This window comes from Chitinophaga dinghuensis, from assembly GCF_003259435.1.
Lineage (GTDB): Bacteria > Bacteroidota > Bacteroidia > Chitinophagales > Chitinophagaceae > Chitinophaga > Chitinophaga dinghuensis.
Genome location: NZ_QLMA01000005.1, coordinates 536,767 through 562,698 on the forward strand (window position 1 = coordinate 536,767; position 25,932 = coordinate 562,698).

At 46.3% G+C, this 25,932-nt stretch carries 16 protein-coding genes; 11 read left to right on the plus strand and 5 right to left on the minus strand.

Features of this window, described 5'->3' with window-relative positions; translation table 11 throughout:
* The first annotated feature begins 17 nt into the window (after nucleotides 1–17).
* From CLV59_RS17440 to CLV59_RS17450, 3 genes are read left to right on the plus strand one after another with little or no spacing between them, the layout of a single operon-like run.
* Nucleotides 18–8,744: a T9SS type B sorting domain-containing protein gene (locus CLV59_RS17440; RefSeq protein WP_111593331.1), complete on the plus strand. Its 8,727-nt coding sequence runs from the start codon at nucleotides 18–20 to the stop codon at nucleotides 8,742–8,744.
* A gap of 42 nt (nucleotides 8,745–8,786) precedes the next feature.
* Complete coding sequence (locus tag CLV59_RS17445) at nucleotides 8,787–9,755, plus strand: PorP/SprF family type IX secretion system membrane protein (RefSeq protein ID WP_111593426.1); 969 nt, start codon at nucleotides 8,787–8,789, stop codon at nucleotides 9,753–9,755.
* Nucleotides 9,756–9,777: 22 nt separating this feature from the next.
* Nucleotides 9,778–11,733 carry an OmpA family protein gene (locus CLV59_RS17450; protein ID WP_111593332.1) on the plus strand — a complete coding sequence of 652 codons (1,956 nt, stop codon included), beginning with the start codon at nucleotides 9,778–9,780 and terminating at the stop codon, nucleotides 11,731–11,733.
* Between the two features lie 61 nt (nucleotides 11,734–11,794).
* Here the strand turns inward: CLV59_RS17450 and CLV59_RS17455 are convergent, their stop codons facing one another.
* The 4 genes from CLV59_RS17455 to CLV59_RS17470 all read right to left on the minus strand — a co-directional run bounded on the left by CLV59_RS17455 (nucleotide 11,795) and on the right by CLV59_RS17470 (nucleotide 15,253).
* Nucleotides 11,795–12,853 (minus strand): ankyrin repeat domain-containing protein, encoded by a 1,059-nt coding sequence (locus CLV59_RS17455; RefSeq protein ID WP_111593333.1) that lies wholly within the window; start codon nucleotides 12,851–12,853, stop codon nucleotides 11,795–11,797.
* Nucleotides 12,854–12,938: 85 nt separating this feature from the next.
* Nucleotides 12,939–13,451 carry a hypothetical protein gene (locus tag CLV59_RS17460; protein WP_111593334.1) on the minus strand — a complete coding sequence of 171 codons (513 nt, stop codon included), beginning with the start codon at nucleotides 13,449–13,451 and terminating at the stop codon, nucleotides 12,939–12,941.
* Between the two features lie 81 nt (nucleotides 13,452–13,532).
* The gene (locus CLV59_RS17465) at nucleotides 13,533–14,240 is read right to left on the minus strand and encodes a LytR/AlgR family response regulator transcription factor (RefSeq protein ID WP_111593335.1); all 708 of its coding nucleotides are present in this window, start codon (nucleotides 14,238–14,240) and stop codon (nucleotides 13,533–13,535) included.
* Nucleotides 14,237–15,253 (minus strand): sensor histidine kinase, encoded by a 1,017-nt coding sequence (locus CLV59_RS17470; RefSeq protein ID WP_111593336.1) that lies wholly within the window; start codon nucleotides 15,251–15,253, stop codon nucleotides 14,237–14,239. Before CLV59_RS17470 ends, CLV59_RS17465 begins: the two co-directional genes overlap by 4 nt.
* Nucleotides 15,254–15,455: 202 nt before the next feature.
* On the opposite strand from CLV59_RS17470, the gene CLV59_RS17475 reads away from it, so the two are divergent.
* Together CLV59_RS17475 and CLV59_RS17480 are read left to right on the plus strand one after the other, a co-directional pair.
* Nucleotides 15,456–16,247 (plus strand): hypothetical protein, encoded by a 792-nt coding sequence (locus CLV59_RS17475; protein ID WP_146616225.1) that lies wholly within the window; start codon nucleotides 15,456–15,458, stop codon nucleotides 16,245–16,247.
* A gap of 84 nt (nucleotides 16,248–16,331) precedes the next feature.
* Complete coding sequence (locus tag CLV59_RS17480) at nucleotides 16,332–17,624, plus strand: S41 family peptidase (protein WP_111593338.1); 1,293 nt, start codon at nucleotides 16,332–16,334, stop codon at nucleotides 17,622–17,624.
* Nucleotides 17,625–17,627: 3 nt separating this feature from the next.
* Here the strand turns inward: CLV59_RS17480 and CLV59_RS17485 are convergent, their stop codons facing one another.
* Nucleotides 17,628–19,103 carry a hypothetical protein gene (locus tag CLV59_RS17485; protein ID WP_111593339.1) on the minus strand — a complete coding sequence of 492 codons (1,476 nt, stop codon included), beginning with the start codon at nucleotides 19,101–19,103 and terminating at the stop codon, nucleotides 17,628–17,630.
* A gap of 271 nt (nucleotides 19,104–19,374) precedes the next feature.
* Here CLV59_RS17485 and CLV59_RS17490 point away from each other — a divergent pair, with 271 nt between their 5' ends.
* From CLV59_RS17490 to CLV59_RS28950, 6 genes are all read left to right on the plus strand, one after another.
* A complete protein-coding gene (locus CLV59_RS17490) occupies nucleotides 19,375–21,747 on the plus strand; it encodes an ABC transporter permease (RefSeq protein WP_111593340.1) in 2,373 nt (790 codons plus the stop codon).
* Between the two features lie 598 nt (nucleotides 21,748–22,345).
* On the plus strand, nucleotides 22,346–22,957 hold the full coding sequence (locus CLV59_RS17495) for a hypothetical protein (RefSeq protein WP_111593341.1): 612 nt from the start codon (nucleotides 22,346–22,348) through the stop codon (nucleotides 22,955–22,957).
* 178 nt (nucleotides 22,958–23,135) lie between these two features.
* Nucleotides 23,136–23,807, plus strand: coding sequence for a hypothetical protein (locus CLV59_RS17500; protein ID WP_111593342.1), 672 nt, complete (start codon nucleotides 23,136–23,138; stop codon nucleotides 23,805–23,807).
* Between the two features lie 20 nt (nucleotides 23,808–23,827).
* Nucleotides 23,828–24,499, plus strand: a complete 672-nt coding sequence (locus CLV59_RS17505) for a hypothetical protein (RefSeq protein WP_111593343.1) — start codon at nucleotides 23,828–23,830, stop codon at nucleotides 24,497–24,499.
* Nucleotides 24,500–24,554: 55 nt separating this feature from the next.
* The gene (locus tag CLV59_RS29320) at nucleotides 24,555–25,196 is read left to right on the plus strand and encodes a hypothetical protein (protein ID WP_170137795.1); all 642 of its coding nucleotides are present in this window, start codon (nucleotides 24,555–24,557) and stop codon (nucleotides 25,194–25,196) included.
* Nucleotides 25,197–25,210: 14 nt separating this feature from the next.
* On the plus strand, nucleotides 25,211–25,855 hold the full coding sequence (locus CLV59_RS28950) for a hypothetical protein (RefSeq protein ID WP_111593345.1): 645 nt from the start codon (nucleotides 25,211–25,213) through the stop codon (nucleotides 25,853–25,855).
* Nucleotides 25,856–25,932 lie beyond the last annotated feature (77 nt).

Below are 25,932 nucleotides of genomic sequence, written 5' to 3' on the forward strand. Positions count from 1 at the left end.
AGCTCAACTATAAACTTATGACGAAGAAAACATTCCTTGCTATAAAATACTGGTTGACTGCTGTCCTGATGCTCTGCTGTTTTGCAGGCACGCAGGCACAAACCGGTACTTTTAAAAATACCGCGGGAGCAAGTGGTAACGCCGCTGCTTCCGCAGGAGCCACTCCGGTGAGTGACATTACTTATACTACCTTTCAATTTCCATCCATTGGACTGGCTATCGCGGCAGCGCAGCCAGTTATCCAGAATGATGGCAGTTATAATATTGCATACACCTATACCATTCAGAACCTCGGCGGATTGCCGCTGACCGGCGTCCAGGTAGTATCAGACCTGGGTAGCACTTTTGGCCTCCCGATGAGCTACACAATTGTTTCCAGAACCTTCAATGGTATTGCAGGCAATAGTGGCTTTACAGGATCAGGCAATACCAACCTGCTAGGTAGCAATGCTACGCTGGCAGCAGGTTCCACAGTTACAGCGGTCATTGTTATCAATCTGAAAAATGCCGGCCAGTATGGCACCTTCAATACACAAGGCCAGGCTTCCGGTACTGCCGGTACTTCCGTTGTAACAGATCTTTCTGTGAATGGAACCGTTCCGGATGCAAATGGTAATGGATCTGCCTTTGATGACCAGTCTCCTACTCCGGTGACTATACAAAGACCGGATATTGCTATACAAAAAACCGTTGACCAGAGCAGCCCTTATGTAGGTAACAATATTACATTTACTATTACTGCCACCAACGTTGGTAGTGGAGACGCTGCTGGGGTAAACGTAGAAGATCCGATATTAACCGGTTTCAAATTCCTGTCTGCCACCCCTGCTGTGGGCACTTATAACAGTACCACGGGTACATGGGCAATAGGCATCCTGAAAGCGGGCGAAAGCAAAACTTTGACCGTAACAGTACAGGTGAATCCTGCCGGCGTATACGATAATACCGCCAGTTGTGACCATCCGGAAGATATTGTTACAAGTAACAACAGCAAAAAAGTAACGGTAACGCCTATACCATCAGCGGATGTCCGTATTACCAAAATTGCTGATAAGATGACGCCAGATGTGCTGGATGTAGTCACTTTCACATTGACCGCTTCCAATGCAGGACTCAGTGATGCAACAGGCGTAGTCGTAACAGATAAGCTGCCGGCCGGACTGGAACCCGTTTCTCCGTATCCAGCAGGGCTTGTGTATGATCCCGCACTACGTCAGTTTACCTGGACGATCGGCAATATGGCGGCCAACACACAACAAAGCCAAACTATTGCCACTACTGTATCTGCGGATATAGACAGAAGTAATTTTACCAATACCGCCACTATTAAGGCGAATGAACATGATCCACAACCGGGCAATAATACCGCCAACGTTACCATTGTGCCGAAAGAGATAGTGGATCTGGCCATCACAAAAACAGTTACCACTATCGGTAACCCAATTTATCCCGATGCCCAGGCCACCTTCACTATCACAGTGAAAAATAACGGTCCTAATAACTGTTATGATGCCAATGTATCGGATGTATTGCCATCCGGTTTTTATGGCTGGACAGCCACTCCAGGTAAAGGGAGCATGAACCTCACCACTGGACTGTGGACCATTGGCGCGTTGCTGAAAGACGAAGTAGTAACGCTGGTACTGACAGCGCAGATCAAACCTTCCGGTAACTACGCTAACACCGCTACTATTGTTACAACCGACAGAGATACAGATCCTTCCAACAACACTGCCAGTACGCCAGCTATACCTGTAACGCCAAGGACGGATCTTTCCATAGATATTCAAGGTAATAGTACTGCCGATGTAGGCGATCCATATACCTTTGATATTATTGTGAAGAATGCCGGCCCTAGTGTTGCAACAGGCGTAAAAGTAGATCTGCTGAATATCGCTAACGGCTACACGCTGCAACCATCCAGCGACCCTGGCTTTAATGCAGGCGCCAATGTATGGACCATCGGCAGTCTGCCCGCCGGATCAACCGTGAAGCTGACACTCACCGGAATTGTAAAACCAAATGCGGACTACAATTTCAATGCGCATGTTTCCGGCAATGAAGATGAAATCACACTCGCTAACAACGACGATAATGCAGTCATTACTGTCGCGCAGGTAGCGGATATCTCTGTTGTCAAAACAGTGAATAATCCGAACCCAGAAGTAGGCAGCACCGTGCAGTTCAACATTGTGGTAACCAACAACGGACCTAGTACTGCACATAATGTGAAAGTAAATGAGACCATAAATACCGGCGGTTATACTTATAGTCCTACCAACGTGATGTTATCAATTGGTACTTACAATGGTAATGTATGGAGCGTAGGAACCCTGCCTAGTGGCCAGTCGGAAAGTATGACCATCACTGCTGTGGTAGTCAAACCTAATGGCAACTACCTGAATTCGGTGAATGCCTACGCGGACGAGAAAGACAAAGTACCGGCAAACAACACCTCCTCCGTTAATCCGGTTCCAGTTCAACTGGCAGATGTAGGGGTTAGCAAAAGTATGGACAACATGACGCCTGATGCAGGCACTGTTGTTAAATTCACCATCGTGGCTACTAACTACGGTCCAAGTACTGCCAACAATGTGGAGGTGAATGATCTGCTGAACAGCGGGTACACTTTCCAGGCCGCCAGCCCTACTTCCGGCATCTATTCCGGAGTAACTGGTAAATGGAACATCACCAAATTACTCGCCGGACAATCAGAAACACTGACAATCACCGCTATGGTAAATGGTGATGCAAGTTCTTATGATAATACTGCCACTATCAAGGCAAATGAAAAAGATAAGAACCCTTCTAACGATAGTTATACCGTCAAACCTACAGTAAGGCAGACCACAGACCTGCAAGTCAAAAAGGTGGCCGATAAATCAACGGTAGACATCAATGGAAATGTAACCTTTACCATCACTGTTACTAATAATGGTGCAAGTAAAGCTAGTGGCGTCACCTTAACAGATGTCCTTCCTGCGGGACTGACATTTGTTTCCGCCAGTCCGGCTACCTATATCTCTGGCGCAGGTACTTGGGACGCAGGTACTATGAATGCTAATACCTCTAAGGTACTGACCATCGTTACGAAGGCTACCACGGTTGGTACCGTAACCAATACGGCCAGTGTCAGCGGCAATGAATATGATCCTATTCCAGGCAATAACAGCAATCAGGCGATTGTAACTATTATTCCGATAACAGACCTCGCTGTCAATAAAACCGTAGATAACAGCACACCAGACGTTGGTACCAACGTCACTTTCACCATCACTGCCACTAACAATGGTCCTAGCGATGCTACAGGCGTGAAAGTGATTGATGCGCTGCCAGCAGGATATACCTTTGTCAATGCAGCACCTTTAATGGGGACCTATGCAGGTAACACCTGGACGATTGGTAGCCTGCTTTCCGGTCAGTCGACCAGTATGACGGTGACTGCTACGGTGAAAGCTAGCGGCCCTTATGCCAATACCGCTACTATCAGTGGAAATGAGACAGACAGAACAACCACCAACAATAGCAAAACTGTTACGCCAGTACCAGTGCCCGTTGCAGATCTGGCCGTAATTAAAACGGTCGACAATAGCAATCCTGATGCAGGCTCCATTGTCAAATTTACCATCACCGCTACCAATAACGGTCCTAGCACTGCGGCCAATGCAGTGGTAACCGACCTGTTAGGTGCTGGATATACATTCCAGAGTTACACCGCAACTAAAGGTACCTATGTCGATACCAATGGTAAATGGACAATTGGAAGTATGAATAATGGTAAAACGGAAACCTTAACGATCACCGCGAAAGTGAAAGGCTCCGGACCATATATCAATACTGCCACTATCACATCCACAGAAAAAGACAAAGTACCAGGCAACAACAGTTCCAACATTACGCCTAACGTAAGACCTGTTACAGATCTGAGTATTACAAAAACAGCGGATAAGTCTACTGCCGACATCAATTCCTATGTAACATTCACGCTAACCGCTACCAATAACGGTCCAAGTGACGCTAACGGTGTAACGGTAACGGATGTATTACCACAGGGATTGACCTTTGTAAGCGCTAGCTCACCTGCATTCAATGCAGGCATCTGGAATATTGATAATATGGGCGCCAACACTACGCAGCAACTGACCATTGTTGCACAAGCCACTAAAGTAGGTTCCGTAACCAATGTGGCTAATATCAGCGGCACTGAGTATGATCCTACCCCAGGTAATAACAGCGGACAGGCAATCGTAAACATCATCCCAATCACTGACCTTCAGATTACAAAAACAGTCGACCATACAACACCAGATGTAGGCAGCACTGTAACTTTCACTATTACCGCCACCAATGCCGGTCCTAGCGATGCTACAGGCGTCACCGTAAACGATGTACTCCCTGCCGGTTATACGTTGGTAGCCAATCCGGACTACAACGGTACGGCATGGAATATTGGTACCCTGACCGCCGGTCAGTCCAAACAATTAACTGTACAGGCAGTTGTAAAAGCAACCGGCCCATATGCCAATACTGCCACTATCACCGGTAATGAAACAGACAGGAACCTTACCAATAATACCGATAAGGCAACTCCGGTACCAGTACCTGTGGCAAATATTGCTGTCAACAAAACGGCCGATAACATGGCGCCAGATGCAGGTACTATTATTACCTTCACCATCACCGCCACGAATGCAGGCCCAAGTCCTGCTACCAGTGTAATCGTGTCTGACCTCCTAAACGATGGTTATACCCTCCAGACATCTACTCCAAGCGTAGGAACATACAACTCCGGCACTGGCATCTGGAACATTGGCACATTGAATAATGGCGCCTCTGCTACACTCACAATGGTGGCAAAAGTGAAGATCAGCGGCAATTACAGCAATACCGCCACTATTCAGGCTACTGAAAAAGATCCTGATCCGACCAATAACAGTAAAACAATCACCCCTGCTGTAAGACAGGTAACTGATCTTGCCATCACCAAAACGGTAAATAATCCTACCGCAGATGCAGGATCAGATGTAGTATTCACATTAACAGCTACCAACAAAGGCGTAAGCGATGCCACCGGCGTAGTGGTGAATGACTTATTACCTACCGGCTTCACTTTTGTGAGTGCTAATCCGCAGGCAGACTACGACGACAAGACCGGTGTCTGGACAATCGGTGATATGAGTCCAAATGCCACCACCACTCTTACCATTACCGCCACCGTAAATCCAACTGGGGTGTATGCTAACATCGCCAATATCAGCGGTAATGAATACGATCCTGTTACTACCAACAACAGCGATAAAGCGACTGTCAACAGAATAGCAGTAACGGATCTGGAGGTACAAAAAGTAGTCGATAATAATACGCCGGATGTGGGCACCATAGTGACCTTCACGATCACTGCCACCAACCATGGGCCTAGCACTGCAACAGGCGTGGTAGTAGCAGACGTACTCCCACTGGGATACGCCATGCAAACCAATACGCCAGATGCAGGCGCCTATGATGGCACTTCCTGGAATATTGGCAGCCTGAATGCCGGACAATCAGTGAAACTCATTGTTACCGCCCTTGTAAAGGCAACTGGCCCTTATAGGAATACGGCGACTATCAGTGGTACTGAGGTCGACAGAAATCCTGGCAACAACTCCGACGAAGCGAACCCGGTACCTGTACCGGTGGCGGATCTGGCTGTCATTAAATCCATCAGCAACGCCGCACCCGATGCCGGTAGCACCGTAACCTTTACGATTACAGCTACCAACAATGGTCCTAGCACCGCTACCACTGTAACGGTAACGGATCAACTGTTGAGCGGATATAAATACCTCTCACAAACCGCTTCACTGGGATCTTATGATGAAACCACCGGCATATGGACGATTGGTAATATGACCAATGGCCAAACAGCCACGCTCACCATTGATGCCCAAGTATTGCCTACCGGAGTATATGATAACACTGCTGTCATCAGCTCTCCTGTAAAAGATAAAAACACCAACAATAATACCTCTGCAATTGCTACGCCGCAGGTAAGACCAGTTACAGATCTGGCGATTACCAAGGTGGTCGACAAAACTACCGCAGATGTAAGCAGCACAGTAGTATTCACCTTACAGGCAACCAATAATGGTCCGAGTACCGCTACCAATGTGAGCGTACAGGATCTGCTGCCAACCGGGTTTACATTTGTAACGGTTACTGGTAATGGTTATGACCACACTACAGGTACCTGGAATATTGGAACAATGAATAGCGGTAGTAGCGAGACACTGGTCATCACTGCCACCGTGAATCCTTCCGGCAACTATACCAATACCGCCACTATCAGTGGTACTGAGTATGATCCGAATACTTCCAATAACCAACAAAGTGCTACTGTAACAGCGATTCCGGTTACAGACCTGGAAGTAATCAAAACGGTGGATAACAATACGCCAGATGTAGGTAGCACTGTTACCTTCGTTGTCAAGGCTACCAATCATGGGCCAAGTCCTGCTACGAACGTAGCGGTAACCGATGCGATGCCTTCCGGTTATCAGGTAACCAACAGCGTTGTTTCTGCCGGTGCGCTCACTGGAAGTACCTGGAACATCGGTACTTTACAGGATGGCGAAACCGCTACGCTTACCATTACTGCTACCGTACTGGCTACCGGTAATTACAGCAACACAGCTACTGTTACAGGAACAGAAAAAGATCCGGACCTGACCAATAACAGCCGTACCGTGACACCTGTACCTGTTCCGGTAACTAAACTGCGTATTTCCAAAACGATCAGCAATCAGACACCAGATGTAAGTAGTCAGGTAACCTTCACGATCACGGCTACCAACGACGGGCCTTCTGATGCTACCAGTGTAACGGTGAAGGATATACTCCAGTCAGGTTACCAGTTCAAACAGGCCACCGCTACTGTAGGTAGCTATAGTCAGACCACCGGTATCTGGAATATTGGCAATCTCGCCAATGGTCAAACGGTTACCTTACAGATCGTTGCTACCGTATTACCTGCCGGAGATTATAACAACTCGGCAACAATAGATGGTAATGAGAAAGACACGGACCCAACTAACAACACCGATGCTATTACGCCACCAGTGCCAGTTCCAGTTGCAGATATCTCTATCAATAAAACGATTAGTCAACAGGTTCCTGGAACAGGAGATGTGGTAACTTTCACTATCGTGGTGAAAAATAATGGAGCGAGCAACGCCACCAATGTAGTAGCTAATGATAAATTACAAAGTGGATTTACCTTCCAGCAGGCTACTGCGGATAAAGGTACCTACGATAACACGACCGGTATCTGGAACATTGGCGCTATGAATGCCAATGAATCTGCTACCCTGACCATTACGGTAAAAGTCAATACCACCGGTATTTACAGTAACACGGCCACAGTAACCGCTACGGAAAAAGATCCGGTTACTACCAACAATACCAGCAATGTGACCATTGTACCAGATCCAATCACCGATCTGTATGTAACGAAAGCCATTTCCAATATGGCCCCTCCGCATACTTCAGACGTGACATTCACCATCGTGGCAGGCAACAACGGACCAAGCGACGCTACCGGTGTAACGGTAACGGATATACTGCCATCCGGCTATACGCTGAAATCCGCTACGCCTAAGGTGGGAACCTACAATAGCACCACTGGTATATGGACCATCGGACAACTTGCGAATGGCGCATCGGTACAAATGACGGTTGTTGCCACTGTGAATAAAACAGGTAACTATACCAATACGGCTACTATCAGCGGCAATGAAACGGATCGCGTCATCGGCAATAACTCCGATCAGAAAACGCCGGTTCCGGTACCATTGCGTACCAATGATGATCACGCCAGCACAGAAGAACCTGATCCTGTAGTGATCGATGTCCTGAAAAACGATATCTATGGCAATACCGGCCATGATGTTCATATCCAGGATAAACCGCAACATGGTACAGTCACTGTAAATGCAGATGGAACCGTCACTTATACGCCGGTACCTGGATTCGGAGGTACGGATACCTTCACCTATTATATACAGGATCAATCCGGCTTCGCATCTAATGTATCTACTGTTACCGTTGATGTTACCAAACGCCTGGTAGATCTGGCGATTAAGAAAGTGATCGTAACGCCTCCGGCAGAGATTGCAGTAGGTAAAAACGTAATATTCGAATTGACCGTCACCAATAATAGTAGTAAAGGCGCTAGTCGTGTAGTCGTTACCGATATCCTGGCCAACAATGTTGGAGATATGGAAATCAAAACCAGCTACGACATGGGCCAGGAAAGCTATGATCCTGCTACAAAAACAATGCGTTGGAATCTGGATACCCTTGCACCTGGACAAACCGTTCGGATGCTGATTACCGCCAAAGTAACCAGTGGTGGAAATATCCAAAATACAGCTACTGTAACAGGCGATAACAGCGATCCGGATCTGAGCAATAACTCAGCCACTGCCAGCACTTCCCCTAAAGGAGCAGATGTATTCATACCAACCGCCTTCACACCAAACGGCGATGGTATCAATGATAAGTTTGTAATTCTGGGAATAGACAAATATCCAGGTTCTACCCTTGTCGTCTTTAACCGTTGGGGTAACGTAGTATACCGTTCCAATGATTACAGAAATGAATGGGATGGCGCTCAGTTGAATGCCGGCACCTACTACTATGAACTGGTATGCCCAGGCAACAATGGTAAAATCTCCATGAAAGGATGGGTACAGTTAGTTCGATAATACAATAACACTATGCTGAAAAAAAAGCTGAAAATATTACCTATGCATAAAATCCTATCTGTTCTGATCTTCATCCTGTGCGGAGTTTCCGTCTCCGCACAGCAGGATGCACAGTTTAGCCAGTACATGTTTAACGGGATCTATGTAAACCCTGCGTATGCAGGTTACCGGGAGCAATGGAATATCCATGCCTTCTACCGAAATCAATGGACGAACTATCCCGGCGCGCCACAAACATTTTCCATCGCTGCCGATGGTACTGCCAACAACGACCGCGTAGGCCTCGGTATACAGGCTATGAGCGATAAACTGGGCGCGTCCAATACGACGTCCGTATATGCTACCTATGCATACCGCATTCCGGTAAACGAAGACGGCTCTTCCAGACTCTCCGTGGGGATTAGCGGAGGCTTTCTGCAACAAAGACTGGATGTCTCCCTACTTACTACTTCTTCCTCTCAGCTGGACCCGGCCATTTTCAACGGCGAAAACAAACGCACCATGCCGGATGCACGCTTTGGGATCTTTTACAACCGGGAGAAGTTTTACGCCGGGATCTCCGCCAGCAACCTGCTGACACAGTCATTCCAGAAATCCGAAGCATTGAAAGAGTACCTGCCGTTAAAACCGCATCTGTACTTTACTATGGGAGGATTGCTGCCGTTATCAGAACAACTGCTGCTGAAGCCAAGTATTCTCATTAAAGAAGACCTCGCAGGTCCTACCAGCGTCGATCTTAATACGTTTGTACTGATCAGCAAACAACTTTGGCTGGGCGCTTCCTATCGTTCTACTTATCTGCGTAAATCCAACCTGCAGGAAAATCTCAAAAAGCCGGCAGCATTGGTATTCATGGCAGAGGTATTTGTAAACGATAAACTGCGACTCGGATATGCCTACGATATGACGCTGAATGGTACCGTAGCCACCAACTACCCTACCCATGAGCTGTCCATTGGTTACTTCTTCAAAAGAAGAAACGCCAGAATGATGTCGCCACGCTATTTCTAACGGAGTTTAAAGTATTTGAGTTATGCCCATCCTACCAAAGAAAAAATTTATTCCAGGTCTGTTGCTGAGTTTTCTCGCAACAGGCCTTAGCCATCAGGCCACTGCGCAATACGCGTATACCGAAGCCATGGCTGCCTACCGACTCTATAATTTTGAAAAAGCAACGCCTTTATTCATCAAGGCTTTTCATAAAACCCCTACGCCAAAGGCTGCCCGTGGGGCGGCAGACTGCTATCGCCTGATAAAAGATTATCCAAATGCAGCCATCTGGTACGCACAACTCTGGCAAATCAAAGGAGGCACCTCCGAAGATGAACTAAGATATGCGGCTATAATGATGAACGTAGCGAAATATGATTCCGCTGCCATACTGCTCGATCATTATTTGTCGGAGAATCCTGGTAGCACTCTGGCCCGCAATATGCGGGAAGGATGCACCACAGCGCCCGCCCGTATAAAAGAACCCGTAAAAGGCCAACTGGAAAATATGGAGGAATTAAACTCTCCATACTCCGACTGGAGCATTACGAAGTATAACGGCAAATTCATTTTTGCTTCTGATCGTCCTTATGATTATTCCAGGAAGTCATCCTTCTTCGAGAAGGAGCAAATCAATAAGAAAATGTACACCTGGACTGGTAATAGCTACCTCCATTTGTATGAGGGCGACAGTGCGGCCATTCGTTCACTCGAACGTAAAAGCATAAACGGAGATTATCATAGCTCCAACGCCACCTATAACGGCAACGGTAATACGATGTACCTGGCTGTTACCAATTACAAAAAGAAGTCCTCTTCCGCCCTGGGAAAAGATTCTATCCTCACTATGAATATTGAGGTAAAAGAGGTTACCCGCAACAGCCAGGATAAATGGATCAGCTCTCCGGAACTGCCCTTCAATGCCATGCTGCAATATTCAGTGGGAGATCCATGGATCAATCCAGGCGGCGATACGCTGTATTTTGTATCGTCACAAGGTCCGAATCATCAGGGCGGAACCGATATTTACTATGTAGTACGTACAGATGGTAAATGGAGCACGCCGGTAAATCTGGGTAAAGAAATCAATACCGCCGGTAATGAACGTACGCCCGCATTTGATAAGGAAGGTCACTTCTACTTTGCCAGCGACGGACATCCCGGACTCGGCGGGCTGGATATATTCCAGGCCGACAAACAAAACAATCACTGGGCGATTAAACATATGGGAACCCCGGTAAACAGCAGCCATGACGATTTTGCGCCGGCAGTACTGGACAATGCGCTCTATTTCTCTTCCAACAGAGATGGTGGTCAAGGTAGTGATGATATATACCGCTTCATCGCAGCTACGCCTAAATTACCATTTATCATCAAGGGTATTGTGACGGAGAAAAATAACGACCAGCCAATGCCGGCCGTAACAGTGCTTATTACCAACCTCATTACAGGCGTTAAACAGGAAGCACAAACCAATGAAAAAGGCCAGTATAGCTTCCCTGCCGACAGTGCGGGTCAATATGAACTGAGTTATGTGAAATCCAATTACAACTGCATCAAACGGGATACAGTATCACTGAAGGGTTATCCCAATGGAGTAACCATCCAGAAGAAAACGGAGATGGAAAAAACACAACTCCGCGTACCTTTCAAACTGGATAACATCTATTTCGATTTGGGCAAATCGGATATACGTCCGGATGCTGCTAAAGAACTGGATAAACTGGTTACATTATTACAGGATAACCCGACCTGGGAAATTGAGCTGGGCGCGCATACCGACTCCAGAGCCAATGACGCTTTTAACCTGGCGCTCTCTCAACGTCGTGCAGCCGCCACCGTAGCATACCTGGTACAAAAAGGTATTGCGGCCTCCCGACTGACAGCCAAAGGATATGGAGAAACGAAACTCCTGAACAAGTGTGCCAACGGCGTGAAATGTACGGAGGAAGAACATCTTCAAAACAGGAGAACAGAATTTACCATCATTAAGTTATAATGATACACCAACAAAAAATGGCAACTCTTCGGGTTGCCATTTTTTTATCCCAATATGGATATTAGAGGAAAATTTTATTGATCTGTGTACCCGGGTCTTGCAGAAATTCCTTAACAGTGCATATTTCTGTAAATGTCTCGTGTTCATAATCGGCATAAGCCAGGCATTTCTTTTTGGGATACCATACCAAAAATCCTTCCGCGCTGTAGTTATCTGTAACTGCCACCAGGTCCAGGAATTTATGCTTCTTCCAGTTCACTTCCTTTACATCGAGGATAGAATGGAATTCGAGAAATTGCAGGTTGTCATTGTCCGGAATGGTTATTCTTCTGTTTTCGCTTCTTAGCAACTGTATCAGTGCTTCCGGCATTTTATAGCTTTTCAGATCAGTTAATCGTTGTTCTTCGTTATGCCATTGTGCTGGCTCCAGTGCACGTATAAACGCTATCATCTCTTCGTTCTTAACAGCAACAGCGGCATTAAAAGCCCGTTCTCCATAATTATCTTTCAGGGAGACATCAGCCCCATGGGCCACCAACAGCTTCACCGTAGAGAAGTCGTTGTTCTGCGCCGCTACGCATACCGCAGAAGGATTATAGGGGAACACCATATCCGGCTGATGGAAATTCACATCAAAACCGGCATCCAAAAGTATTTGGATGGCAGGATATAATCTGTTGAAGACAGCCTGTCGTAATGCCTTACCATCTTTCGCTTTGTTATAACCATTGGCCAACAGCAGCGGAATCGTATCATATTTTTTGCCATATAATGCAGCGTGTAAAGCCGTCTTTCCAACCCTATCCCGGATATTTACATCCGCGCCTGCATCCAATAACAGCTGTACTGTTTTCGATTTACAATTGGAGGCTGCGATGACGATAGCCGGATGTTCCGGATGATTCAACTGCACCTGGTGAGCCAGGAGCCATTCCAGTACTTTCAATTTATTTTCCGCCAGGGCAAGGATGACTGGAGGTACGTCCACATGCTGGGTTACATGCATCACCGCATTGATATCAAAGTCGCCTTCCAGCAGCATTTCCAATTGGGCGATATTTTCCTGCATAATCCATTGTGCATGTTCCGTCAGCAACGCATTGGGTCCGAATAACTTCATAGCAAACAATATTAATCCGAAGCGGCAATTTAAATAAAAAAGGAGAAGGCGAGCCTTCTCCTATCACCTTTAACAGGTTAATACATTACATCGGTACGCCGGTATAGCTGATCGCATCATGATCCCAGATGTAGATGGCGTTTTTCCCGTTGTTGTGCTGTGCTACATACCAATCTTTGTTCTGGATGGCATTCTTGAGCACGATGGGATAATTTTTATCCCCGGTGGCCTCCCATTTACCGCTCCGCTGTTCACCATATGCTTCCCAGTAGTAGGTCCCATTGCTGTTGATGTGCAGCGGCTTTGTGCGGGCATTTGCCTGTACAACCAAGGTTCTTACGCCACCTATGTTGTTGACATAGAAAGCGTCTGATACGCCAGTGGTCCATTTTCGCACAAAAAACTGGAGGCTTTGCGGAGAGCCTGGTTTGGCCGCAGATGCGGGTACCATCGCAGGCGTAACATTTGACTTCTTTTGCTCAGTACTGAGATCTCTTCCTACATACGGCGTGATCTCCTTGGATTGATGTGGGGTGATTTGCCCATAGGTCGCTCCCGCGATAAGGCTCGCGAACATGACAAGTTGCAGGTACTTCATCAACTGATGATTTAGGGGTGAGTAGATGAATAAATAGCTAATATAACCAATTTCCGCCGGCTATTAAATCCCCATAAAGTATCAAAGGAAGCGCTGCTGAATGAGCTCCATAAAGGCAGGGCGGAACTTTTCACTGAGTGGAAATACTTTCCCATGGATAAATACCTGGTTATCCTGGATCTTTTCAATAAAACCAGTATTCACAATATAGGAGTTGTGAATGCGTATAAAAGGGGCTTTCAGTTGTTCGGCAATGTCTTTTAATCTTTTATAAACGAGAATCTCCCCTTTCACAGTGACGATTTTCACATATTCTCTCGTGCCTTCAAAATAGCATAGTTCAGACAGGCGGATCTGCTGAATAGTTTTCCCGGATTTTACAAAGAAGTAATCCTGGCTGTCATTACGAACGCTTGTCTGCGCAGCCGATTTCCCAAAACTATCTTCTATTTTTTGCTTTGCCTGTAAGAAACGCTTCAGGGTAATAGGTTTCAGCAGGTAATCTAATGTTTCATAGTTATAGCTGACAGCTGCATACTCAGTATAGGCGGTAGTGAAAATAATCTTCAAACCCGTGGGCAGCAAGCCTGCCAGCTCCATCCCATCCAGTCGCGGCATATTGATATCCAGGAAAATAATATCTGCCTGGTGCTCCTTCAATACCGCCAATGCCTCCAGCGCATTATAACACTTGGCCAACAGGGTCCAATCGGTAGCCTGTTGTATATGCAGTTCCAGGAGATTGACTGCATTCGGTTCATCATCAACTATAATACATCTGAGGCTCATACGGGAATAGATAAATACGAGGTGAATGTTTGCGCAGATCTGGTTGTTTCCAACACAAAATTATCGCCGTATAGCAAGGTAAGACGTTTTCTCAGGTTCTCAATACCAGAGCCACGCTGACTGTTGATAGATTTTTCACCACATTGGTTATTACTGGTCCGGAATAAGAGACGGCTGTTGGCCTGTTGCAACTGAATAGTAATTTTGTTTTCCGTACTGGTTTTATCTACGCCATGTTTAAAAATATTCTCCACGAAAGTCATAAGTAACATTGGTGGCAGATGGCAATCCTCAGCCGTTTGTTGGGTAAATTCCAGATCGATAGCATGCCGTATCCTGATTTTTTCCAAAGCAATATAGTTTTCCAGAAAACTGATTTCGGTAGACAACAGTACCTGATCCTTTGGGCTCTCATCCACAAAATAGCGCATGATCTCAGAAAGCCGCTCTATCAGCATCGCCGTGTGAGGTGCTTCCAGATAGGCTTCATAATAAATATTATTGAGGGTATTAAATAGAAAATGGGGTTGCACCTGCGATTTAAGCAGATTTAATTCTGCCTGCGTATTTTGTAGCAACAGCGCAGCAGTAGTACGTTTCAAGGTGAAGTAATCCAACACAATGCGAAAGAAAAAACTCAGCATAAAGATCAATGGTACACCAGCCATATAGCGGAAAATAATTTTACCGCTGATGGGAGACGGCGTTGCGGCATACCAGCTATTGTACACCCAGTTAAGGAAATAGGCCCTGGTGAGCGCGGCGCCAGTCAGGAAAACCAGTGCTGCCAGTGCATACCATACATAGCGCTTCTTCTTGAAGAGTACAGGATACAGCACACTCATATTGCCGTATATCACCAGCGCATAATACACCGTATTACTTAAAGCATATACAAATGCCTGTCCAAAGCCATCTTCCGGTAACATGGAAAACAGTAGCATCATAAAAATGACCAACCATGAAATCCATTGTAGTCGCGCACTGGTGGTGATATCCTTGAGAAATTGCATACTCCAAATTACGAAGGAATTTTATCCTATTTGCTGAAATCCTGTTTTTTCAACCAGCCCAGCTTTTACTTCAATGAAACCAGCCTTTCTTTCAATACTTCCTGGAAACCGCGACTGCTGAAAATATCCCGCAAATCATTGAATTCGTTTGTTCGTGCCCGTAGCAATGAGAACTTTTGCAAAAAACAAACAAGATCTTAATATGCAACTTACCCGTATACCATTCGTATTCCTGTCCTGCTTATTCCTGCTGACTTTCACGCAGGTCAGGGCCCAACAAACTGATACTATCAGTCCTGCTCATATTCCGCTGGACACCCGCTACCTCAAAACCGGTATGCGGCAATATCTCGTTTATTTCCAGGCTAAAGGAAACGACAAACAACTCTGGATGAGTATCTGGAACAGAGAGATCAACCGGGTTATCATTGACAATACGCCCGTTTTTGAAACCGTGCAGCATTGGTACAGTGAAGACAGTACCAAGTACCGCGAATTTATGAGTATCAACAGCATTGACGATTTCAGGCCGTTATACCATATGTCAAAGTCCGCGAAAGAGACCAAAGCCTATGTATGGTCCAGGACAGCTATTAAAGGCGATACCCTCAGTGATAATAAGGCGAAAGATTTCCGCCTCGACTTTGATATGCCCAATTACAATTGGCACCTGGATTTGGAAACATTCGAAATGCTGCCGCTGGCTGCCAATAAAACCTTCCTTATCCGGTTCTATGATGCCGGCCTGACGCCGCCTGCTTATGTAACCTATCGCGTCATCGGTACAGAAACGATTCAGACTTTGGATAATCAACAGGTAGACTGTTGGAAACTTTATACAGAAGGCACCTATTCCGGAGGTAAATACACACAGACCTACTGGATCAGCAGAAAAAACCACGAGTGCCTGAAGGAAGAAGATACTATGAACGATAACCTGCGCCGGTACAAGGTAAAGCTCCCTGCTTTCGCTCCCCTATTGCAGAAAAAATAAGACCTTTTTTCTGAAAAAATTTTGTTTTACGAAAATCTTCGTACATTGTACGAAGATTTTCGTATTTACATAAATAACACATTCATGAAACGGCTATTCATTGTATGTTTTTCCCTGTTTTTAACTGGAAAGACATTTGCCCAATCGTCCGCCCTTATTACACCAACAGCGAAGCAGGAAGTAGTAAAACGTTTGCAGGAGCTACTCATAGGGAACTACATTTACCTGGATACTGCCAAACAGATGAGTAAATATATTGGAGAGCGACTGCAATCAGGCGCTTACAATAAGATCACCGGATCACAGGAATTTTCTCAGGCCCTTACCACAGATCTGCATCATGTGTACCATGATGGTCATATGTCCATCATCTATAATCCCCGCGAAACCAGCGCCCCGGCAGATTCAACGAAGCCGGCGCCTCCACCCGCAAGGCTGGACGACAGTTTCACCAACTATGGCGTTAAAAAGGCAGAAGTGCTCTATGGTAATATAGGTTACCTGCAACTGAATCTGTTCGTGGAAGCCACCGACCCGGCCAAAGCCACCGTAAAAGCGGCATTCGGATTCTTACAACATACGAATGCGCTGATTCTTGATCTGAGGGACAATGGCGGCGGAGATCCTGAAATGGTACAGTACATCTGCAGCTATCTCTTCCCTCCTAAAACGCATCTGAACGATTTGTATGAACGCAGAACTAATCAAACGGATTCCTTCTATACTTATGTAGTTGATAGCAGCGAGCATTTCCAGCATATCCCGGTGTATGTACTGACCAGTCAGCGTACCTATTCCGGCGCCGAGGAATGCAGCTATGACTTACAGACCAGAAAACGCGCCCTAATCATTGGTGAAAATACCGGTGGCGGAGCACATCCCGTAGAGCCGTTCCAGTTAGGTAATGGATTTGTAGGCAGGATTCCTTTTGCACGGGCCATCAATCCTGTCACTGGTAAAAACTGGGAAGGAACCGGCGTACGTCCGGATATAGCCACCACTCCTGATGACGCTTTGCAAACTGCCGTATTGCATTTCTTTGATGCGCAGTTGAAAAGTAACCCAGCGCCAGCATTACAACATAAGCTGCAGTGGGCCCGGGAACTGGCAGCAGCATCTTCGAAATCGCCTGTTGTGAATACCGCCACCCTACAACAATACGTAGGCGCTTATGGGGATCGTCAGGTGAAACTGGAAAACGGTACTCTTTACTTTTCTAATGCCGCCGGCAAATTCCTTCGCCTGGCGCCATTGACAGACCATGTATTCCGATTGGTAGGTTATGATTACATCCGGTTAGAATTCTCCACAGATGCTAAAACCATCACCATGAGTTATGATGACGGTTTTACCAATCTGCTGAAAAGAAAATCATAATGACTATTTACGGCAGTCGAATTCATTTCCGATACGGTCCATTTGCTGCCACAGCGTATGCTTATAAGGCTTAGGAGATAGTTCGATATACACAGCAGTATGCTGCTGCAAAGGGCAACTCCTTATATGGATACGCGTATTCAATGTGATGGGCCCCGGCTGCATATAGTTCAGCATATGAATACTACCTTCATAGGTAGCCTCATCGCCGGCCAGGGTTTTCACCGCCTGGATTCTGGCTGTTACCGGAATCACTTTATCGGCAGGAATATTTCTTCTACCTATATTTCTACCTACCAGACCCTTATAATACTGCGTAAGATAATTTTGGAGCAGGGCCGCATTCAGTTGCGGCCTGCCTTCCAACCACCAGAGGAACGCATAGGTCCAGTGCTCTTCACTGCCGGGTTCTCCCCATCCTGACGCAAAGCGGATATCTTCCACTCCTTTCAGCGGTATCTCCATGGCAAAATCAGCTGGAATACCGAACCGCTCTTCTGTCCACTTGTCCGGTGTAATCATTTTATACACAGGCTGATAAGTGACCGGATCAAAAATACCTGTAGCGGCTTTTATCCATTGAATACATTCCACTTCATCTACAATAGAAAAACTAACCGGATGCCGGAAACCGCTGCTGTTAAGGCCTTGCTTAGTTTGTATAAACTCCGCTTTGGGGTTACCCGCCATCAGCAAGCTGCTGATAATGGCGGTAGCATCAGGAATAGGCGTATCCAACAAACTGTTTCTGCCGTTCTTCAAATACCAGTTGATGTCTGTATCATAGTATAATCGCAGCGGTATATTCCGCAAATATTTTTCATTGCCCTGCCCTTTCAAATCCTTGTTGAAAGGCGTATACTGCGCATAACTACTCGCTTGTGCTTCCAGCGTTCCAATTTGTTTTGTCAATACTTCTTTTACAAATTTGGCGGTCATTACATCTTCTTCATTATAATTCTTCTCTATCATACGGCCTGTCCAGTTCCACAGTCCTTCCAAACTCACTACAGTGCCCACTCCCATCACTGCCCTGGGATGAATAAATGTTTCAGCCGGCTTTTCTGCGGCCAGCTCCGCATAGCGCAATACTACGTTTCCAGGAATATCGTAACCCGCCAATACATAGCGACTGGTATCTGTTTTATAATGAGCGGCTACATGTTTCAGTATTGCATTCATCCGGTCTACACATTCCTTAGTGGCAACGAGGTTTTCTCCCTGCGAAGCATAGACTGTAAGAATATCGTTTCCTGAAGCCGCATTATGCAATCCTGACTCCACCAGTAATCGTTTCAATGGATAATACCCGGTGAAGACCACCAACGTTGCCTGAATGTTTCCAGACAATGGCGGCACGGCATAGTAAAAGCTATGCGCGCTGTCACGCGTATCGAAATAAACTTTATCGATCGATTGAGAATTTACAACCGCAGGCAATGCCAGCAGCCATAGCAGCAGGAACTTTAGGATTTTCATTACCAAATAATTTCGATTGAGAATAAGACCTGGCTGTATGGGCCAGAGAAACGAAAGTAGGGAGAAAAAACTGGGATAATAGGGAAAAAATGTGGCTATCTTTTCTAGTGATAAAGAATATTTTCGATACTTCATTTTTGAACATGCAACTGTCCGATACCGAACAGAAAAGCATATTTATTGGCACCTAACTCACTGATATTGAATATTATATTCTTTTGGCATATTTTTACGATCACGGATATACGTTATCTGTAACTTTTCGTAGCCCATGATTAAAAACTACCTAAAAACCGCTTGGCGTACACTTATTCGGGATAAAGCTTTTGCTGTAATTAACATCACTGGTCTGGCCATAGGTATGGCCGGCGCATTGCTGATAGCCATCTGGTTGCAGAACATGCTAACCATGGACCGCTTCCATGAGAAAATAGACCAACTATATGTGATGAGTGACCGCGATTCTTTTGGTGGAAAACTCCAGGCATGGCCTTATACTCCTAAAATTCTGGCAAGTGTACTGAAATCAGAATATCCTGGTGTAGAAGGCGTTTCCAGGTATGATGATGAAAATGATTTCCTGGTCAAATCCGGCGATAAGCAAGTCATGGGAAAAACGGCATTTGTGGACCCAGACTTCTTCCAGATGTTCAGTTTTCCATTTGTAAGCGGGAACGCTGCCGCCACTTTCAATAATGTATCTTCCGTTATCATTACGGAAAAATTCGCTCATGCGCTGTTCGGGAAAGAAGATCCCATCGGTAAGGTATTTACGCTTGATAAGGAATTTCCTGTAACGGTAACGGCTGTACTAAAAGATCTGCCGGAGAATACGCAGATGAAATTTGAATGCCTGTTATCCTGGGATTTCGCGGCAAAAAATTTACATTATGTAGATTCAAACTGGACCAATAATTCGGTGCAGACTTATATGCTGCTCAATAAAAATGCGGACCTCACGGCATTTAATAAGAAAGTAAAAGATATTATTATCAGCCACGGGAATCCTAATAGCAGACCAACCACGGAAGTATTTGCGCATCCCTATAAAAACTACTACCTATATAATGGTAGTAAAGATGGGGAATACACCACCGGCAGAATTGAACAAGTACGATTATTCACTATTATCGGAATTTTTATCTTACTGATCGCTTGTATCAATTTTATGAATCTCAGTACCGCGAGAAGTGAAAAACGTGCCCGGGAAATTGGAGTCCGAAAAGTAATGGGCGCCAGCAAACTTAGCTTAATCTGGCAATTCATTACGGAGAGTCTGATCATTAGTTTCTTTGCTTTCCTGGTGGCAGCCGTTATCGTGGTTTGTTGTCTGCCTGCATTAAATAATTTAATAGAACGCAATCTCTCGATCAGGATATTACATACCAACACCTGGCTGTTTGCCTTAGCGTTTGTTGTGATTGCAGGACTACTCGCAGGAAGTTATCCGGCATTCATCCTTTCTTCTTTCCGTCCGGTGGCCTCCTTGAAAGGGACTTATAAAATTAACCAGTTAAGGATACAACCGAGATCCGTACTAGTGATTTTGCAATTCAGTTTTGCCATTATGCTGATCATCTCTACCATCATTGTTACCAGGCAGATTAATCATACTCAGAGCAGAGAAAGAGGCTATGACCAGTCGGGTCTCGCATACACGAACATTGTCGGAGATCTGCAAAAGAATTACCCACTCTTGCGGGATGAGCTACTGCGATCCGGCGCCGTTACTGCTGTTTCAAAGAATATGTCACCCATCACTTCGAGATCCAGTGATGGCTGGGGACTCAGCTGGACAGGCAGTACCGCTGATGACAACAAAACTGATTTTCTCCGTTTTTCTTCGGATGCCGATTTCATCAACACCATGAAAATGACGCTGACAATGGGTCGGGATATTGACGTATACAAATATCCCACAGATAGTGCAGCGATGTTGCTGACGGAAACGGCGGTGAAGGCCATGCATCTGCGTAATCCGTTGGAGGCTACAGTTCATGATAATGGTCAAGACTGGCATGTGGTAGGCGTTATAAGAGATTTTATCATAGAATCGCCTTTTGATAAAATAACGCCCATGATCATCCAGGGGCCTAACTCCTGGTTCAATACCATTCACTACCGGTTAAATCCGGCACATAACAAGGCCACCAACATGGCTGCTATCAGTAGTATTTTCAAAAAATTCAACCCGGACTTCCCATACGATTATCAATTTGTAGATGATATGTACTCTATGAAGTTCAAGGATCTTCAGGTATTAAAGACTTTATCTTCTCTCTTTGCAGGACTCGCCATTGGCATTTCCTGTATTGGATTATTAGGGATGGTATCCTATATGGCTAAAGCCCGGAGAAAGGAAATAGCGATACGAAAAGTACTGGGCGCTACCTTAATGAATCTCAGTTTTATCCTTTCCAAAAGTTTCTTGAAACTGGTAACAATTGCTATCGCGATTGCCAGTCCTATTGCCTGGTATTATACCAGCAACTGGCTGAATGGGTACCATTATCATATAGCCTTCCCATGGTGGGTCTTCGGCGCAGCAGGCGCGGTGGCCATCCTCATTACACTGGTTACCATCAGTATCCAAACTATTAGTGCGGCCCTTGCCAATCCTGTAAAGTCGCTGCACGCGGAATAACCTATGCCACCAAAACAGCCTGCAACAGTAAATGTAAGTTACTGTTGCAGGCTGTTTTTTATCCTTCCTGTTAAACTCGTTAAAGCGATAGGTGTTTTCACCCTTTTTTTAATAATTTTCGCCCTTATCAACGTTTTAAAAAATAGGTTTGCCCACCTAACCATCTCCACCAACAATCAAATTAGCTTTTAAACACATATAAATTTACACTATGTTAAAAAATCGATCCGCATACCCCTCTTGGCGAAATGATTTTTTTATTTATTTTCGATCACATCAAAGTTATCGTACTTCATTTTTATCACTTTAAACCTCAAAAACTGTGATCAAAAGGTTGTGAAATTACCCTCAAAAGGCCGGCCGGTGTTAACTTTCCTTCGCCATTCATCTCAGTAACACTTCCTATTTTTTTGCCGGAAAAAATCCTGATGTAGTGGTATCGGTATCTCTAATCCGCACATTCCATTCCCTGAATAACAGGACACCTCTGTTGTTCAAACGATTTATCCTTTGATTACTCCGCCTGAAGCTATTTCGGGCAGGGCATTTTTTAGCCGCAATATTTCTTTATTCTTTATTCCATAAATGAAATACTCTTATGAACACGCTCACACAAGCACAAAAAGACAATCACGCATCTGTAAATCAACGCCTGGGTCTTGCGCCAGACGCCCATCTCACCCTTAGCAATCAAATTAAAAGCATCCAACAGCAAAAAAAGAACCTGGTCTTCTCCTCAGACCCACTGGAATCTGATGTTCCTCCCATTCATGTAAGTGTTGGTTCAATTGCTGAATTCAAAAAAATGGTAGGCGTACCTGATGGCAATGACGACGGTCATGTTACTTATCCGGATCCACTGGCGGATCACCACCGTCAACTGATGTCTGCAGTAGGTTCAAAGGCCGAACTACTGTCCAGAATGGATGATCAACTTTTTGACAAAATGCAAAAAGCTGCTTATGCCTATGTAATGGGAGACTCCCGCAAAGTACAGGAATATGAACCCCTCATCAATTCCCTGATGTTCCCTGGCAGAATCGCCGTATTCACTGGCGAGGATCTGGACATCCCTTCTGGCGAGACTTACACCATTAAAGGAGAAGATCCTGTTGTAATGAATTTCGAAGAAATTACAGAAGGCCAGAACGCAGAAATCATGATCACTACCAATTGTTCACTGCATACACAATACTTCACTCAAAAGTAGTCCGGACAGTCCTTGCGTTATTCACCATATCCTTTGCGTTCAGGCAACTGCTATGGGAGCATCTGATTTTACGGCGCATTCAGTTATTTGCGTATAGGCGTTTCCGTAAACCCCGAAATAACTGCCCCAAAATATATCCTTCGAAAGAAGCACATCACTGATTACAAAAACTATTCGTATGACAACCTTCTTATTCACAGGAGAACCATATACGAGTGCTGCCAGTCCTGGTACTACCGGCAATACAGGTACCACTGGTGCAAATGGCGTGGATGGCGCTGTTGCAGTAGAAAACAGCAACATCGTTTGTTCCAGAAAACCTGGGAACGGTCAGATCGGCAATACCGGTACTACCGGCACTTTAGGATCTGGTGGCGCCAAAGGCCGTCCTGCTCCTCCAAGCACCGTTCATTTAGGTGTAGTAAGCGGCACTGTTACTATTCAAGCAGGTGGCGGAACCGGTCAGGATGGCGGCAAAGGTGGAACTGGCGGCACTGGCGGCCAGGGAGGAAAAGCTGGCAACAATCCTGCATATACCTTCCCTCCCCCATTTAATATTCCTCCGGTATACCCTTGCACGGCAGCTGTTGCGGGAGCGCAGGGACCTGGCGGTAAAGGAGGTAATGGCGGTAAAGCTGGCGATGGTGGAGACGGCGCTACTATAATGGCTTTCTATACTTCCCTCAACGGCGGCAATATTCAGCCTATCACGTTCTACGGCACTCCTGGAAATCCTGGCGGTGGCGGCAACGGCGGCAGTAGCAGTAACAGTAATCTGGGTCCTGGTAATCCAGGAACAGCTGGCAATCCCGGAACTGCATCCAGCATTATCATCCGGCCGGAATCCTAATCAAAATAAATACCATCGGCATGACATCCATTCTTGTTATCGGCGCCCCATATACTTCTGCCGCAGGCAATGGCAGCAATGGCGCTACCGGCGCCAAAGGCACGAATGGCGCTCCTGGCTACAGCGGATTTAATAACATGACCAATTCCTACTTCTGCATGTGGCCTCCACAAAATGGAGGCAATGGCACAAATGGCAGTACAGGCAATACCGGCTGGAGCGGCGATACTGGTAACCCCATGCCGCAGGACGATCTCCATCTCGGTTATATAAACGGAAATGTTACCGTCAAAGCAGGAGGAGGTACAGGCCAGAACGGCGGCAATGGCGGTCAGGGTGGAGATGGTGGCGCTGGCGGACAAGCGGGTCAGGAAGATGGGAACAACGTCTGCCACCTTGCACAGAACGGGCATCAGGGACTCGGAGGCCAGGGAGGAAATGGTGGTAACTCCGGTAATGGAGGCGATGGCTGCACACTGATGGTATACTACACGGAGCTGGGTCCGAATGCAAATATTGATCTGATCGAATTTGACGGAGCACCAGGCGTTCCGGGCAACGGAGGCCAACCAGGGAATAGCTCCTATGGTAATCAAGGCCCTGGAAATCCCGGCTATCCGGGGAATCCGGGCGCTCCCTCCGAAATTATTTTACGCCAGGAAGGTTCATATGCGGTTGTCTCCCCACAATAACATCGGTTCAACCAAACAATTTATTTCACCCTATTTAAAACAAAAATATTCAATCATGGCTACGATTTTAGTTACTGGAGAGCCGTATGCAAACGCCGCTCCAAATGGTGGCGATGGTAGTACCGGCACGCAAGGCAGTCAGGGTACTCCCGGCCAAAGTGGCTATAACACTGGTAATTGCACTTACTACTGTTTGACGGCTCCCGGCACAGGTGGTCAGGGCGGTCAGGGTACAACTGGCGTAAACGGATCTGCTGGTGCAAAAGGACGCCCTGCTCCTCCTACTACATTAAACCTTGGCGTAGTAACAGACAATATCATCGTTCGCGTTGGTGGCGGTACAGGCCAGACTGGCGGGAATGGTGGAAAAGGCGGTACCGGTGGACCTGGCGGCAATCCTGGCACCATCGATCCAAAGCAAAAATGTAATCCTGCCAGCAAAGGAGCGCAAGGCAGAGGAGGTACTGGCGGTAATGGCGGCAAAGCTGGAGATGGTGGCGACGGCACTACTGTAACTGTCAATTACACCAAACTTTCCGGCGGTTCTATTACACCGGACGTATTCCTTGGAGATCCAGGTACACCCGGTAGTTTAGGTACTGGCGGCCAGGGAAATCCTACTGGCACCAATGGTAACACCGGCCCTACTGGCGGCAAAGGCAGCACATCGCAGGTGAATATTCGTCAAGTACCTTAAAACAGCAACTAATTATGTCTTCAATATTGATTATCGGCGCACCTTATACTAACCCGGCGCAATTTGGAGCTACCGGGGTTGTCGGCAACAGAGGCAATCAGGGGAATGCCGGCGTATCCGGTTACAACAGTACCAACTGTACTTATTACTGTCAATCTGCTCCCACTAATGGTGCCATAGGCTCTAGCGGCTCTACGGGCGGCGCTGGTACCGGCGGTACCAAAGGTAATCCTATGCCTTTGGATGATATCCATCTGGGTGTTGTTAACGGTGAATGTACGGTAGAAGCAGGTGGCGGAACAGGACAAACAGGCGGTGCTGGTGGCACTGGGGGAGACGGAGGTCCTGGTGGATATCCAGGTAGTCAGGATAGTAAAAATACCTGCACACCCGCTCAATACGGCCCGCAAGGCTTAGGTGGCCAGGGTGGCAATGGCGGACGCGGTGGCGACGGCGGAAATGGAGATACCCTTATGGTATACTACACAGACCTTGGACCCAACGGCAAAATCATTGCAAAAGAATTTAACGGCTCTCCAGGTACGCCTGGTACGTCCGGCTTACCAGGTAGCAGCACCAGTGGAAATCTTGGCCCTGGAAGTCCCGGCGGTCCCGGAACACCAGGAGCTCCTTCCAGTATCATCATCCGCAAGGAATAACTCCAGCAAATATTTTCGTTCAATAGCAATTCAACATGGTCCGGTCCCGTTCACGACGCATTACAATCCGGGACCGG

Coding starts and splice junctions, on each gene's coding strand:
- CLV59_RS17440 (WP_111593331.1), top strand. CDS start 18: ATGACGAAGAAAACATTCCTTGCTATAAAATACTGGTTGACTGCTGTC.
- CLV59_RS17445 (WP_111593426.1), top strand. CDS start 8,787: ATGCATAAAATCCTATCTGTTCTGATCTTCATCCTGTGCGGAGTTTCC.
- CLV59_RS17450 (WP_111593332.1), top strand. CDS start 9,778: ATGCCCATCCTACCAAAGAAAAAATTTATTCCAGGTCTGTTGCTGAGT.
- CLV59_RS17455 (WP_111593333.1), bottom strand. CDS start 12,853: ATGAAGTTATTCGGACCCAATGCGTTGCTGACGGAACATGCACAATGG.
- CLV59_RS17460 (WP_111593334.1), bottom strand. CDS start 13,451: ATGAAGTACCTGCAACTTGTCATGTTCGCGAGCCTTATCGCGGGAGCG.
- CLV59_RS17465 (WP_111593335.1), bottom strand. CDS start 14,240: ATGAGCCTCAGATGTATTATAGTTGATGATGAACCGAATGCAGTCAAT.
- CLV59_RS17470 (WP_111593336.1), bottom strand. CDS start 15,253: ATGCAATTTCTCAAGGATATCACCACCAGTGCGCGACTACAATGGATT.
- CLV59_RS17475 (WP_146616225.1), top strand. CDS start 15,456: ATGCAACTTACCCGTATACCATTCGTATTCCTGTCCTGCTTATTCCTG.
- CLV59_RS17480 (WP_111593338.1), top strand. CDS start 16,332: ATGAAACGGCTATTCATTGTATGTTTTTCCCTGTTTTTAACTGGAAAG.
- CLV59_RS17485 (WP_111593339.1), bottom strand. CDS start 19,103: ATGAAAATCCTAAAGTTCCTGCTGCTATGGCTGCTGGCATTGCCTGCG.
- CLV59_RS17490 (WP_111593340.1), top strand. CDS start 19,375: ATGATTAAAAACTACCTAAAAACCGCTTGGCGTACACTTATTCGGGAT.
- CLV59_RS17495 (WP_111593341.1), top strand. CDS start 22,346: ATGAACACGCTCACACAAGCACAAAAAGACAATCACGCATCTGTAAAT.
- CLV59_RS17500 (WP_111593342.1), top strand. CDS start 23,136: ATGACAACCTTCTTATTCACAGGAGAACCATATACGAGTGCTGCCAGT.
- CLV59_RS17505 (WP_111593343.1), top strand. CDS start 23,828: ATGACATCCATTCTTGTTATCGGCGCCCCATATACTTCTGCCGCAGGC.
- CLV59_RS29320 (WP_170137795.1), top strand. CDS start 24,555: ATGGCTACGATTTTAGTTACTGGAGAGCCGTATGCAAACGCCGCTCCA.
- CLV59_RS28950 (WP_111593345.1), top strand. CDS start 25,211: ATGTCTTCAATATTGATTATCGGCGCACCTTATACTAACCCGGCGCAA.